Below are 777 nucleotides of genomic sequence, written 5' to 3'. Positions count from 1 at the left end.
GCCCCAGCACCCCCACCGCCGTGGCGATGCCCACGCCGAGCACCGCCCGCTCATGGCGGTAGCCGCCGCGGGCGCGCACCAGGTCCGCCAGCAGGTGGCCACCATCCAGCGGCTGCATGGGCAGCAGGTTGAAGAGCCCCCAGCCGATGTTGACCCACAGGAACTGCCGCACGCCCTGGTCCACCAGGCCGCCCGGCGCACCCAGGGGAACGAGCTGCGACAGGCCCCAGGCGAGCCCGCCCGCCAGGAAGCCGATGCCCGGCCCGGCGAAGCTCACGAAGGCCGACTGCGGGTGGGTGAGGTGCGCGGCATCGTGCGCCTGCGTGGTGCCGCCCATGCCGTGCAGCTCGATTTCGGCGTCGCAGCCGTGGCGGCGGTAGGCCAGCGCATGCCCCAGCTCATGGAGCAGCACCGACACGAAGACGATGCCCACCCACAGCGCGAGCCGCGCGGGCTCGGAGATGAGCGTCCAGCCCGTCGCCAAGGCGACGAGGAAGAAGAGCGGATGGAGCCGGACGGGGAATCCGGCCACGTGGAAGTGGGGCCGCATGGACCTCCGACTGTAACGGGCATGCCCGCGCCGCGCCCGGCGAAGGGGGCGGGGCGCGGCGTACCCCGGGTCGATGACGCGGGGCTCCATGCAGGGCCATGACCTTGGCATGACATGGCTTCAGTGACATGCCGACCGTGGCGTCCTCCCCAGCGCGGCGTGGATGTGGGGACGGGGCCTCGCGAAGCACGAGAAGTGAGATAGAGTCTCGACACACCCCTGTTTCC

At 71.8% G+C, this 777-nt stretch carries 1 protein-coding gene; it reads right to left on the bottom strand.

Going from position 1 to position 777, the window contains the following annotated elements; all coding sequences use genetic code 11:
• Positions 1-550 (bottom strand): site-2 protease family protein (locus HV824_RS35885; RefSeq protein ID WP_176425281.1); only part of this gene is annotated, 550 nt, incomplete at its 3' end.
• Between the last annotated feature and the right edge of the window lie 227 nt (positions 551-777).

It is taken from the genome of Myxococcus sp. AM009 (assembly GCF_013372605.1).
In the GTDB taxonomy this organism is placed as follows: Bacteria; Myxococcota; Myxococcia; order Myxococcales; family Myxococcaceae; genus Myxococcus; species Myxococcus vastator.
The sequence above is the reverse complement of the archived record's forward strand: the minus strand, read 5'-3'. Positions and strand labels throughout refer to the sequence as shown.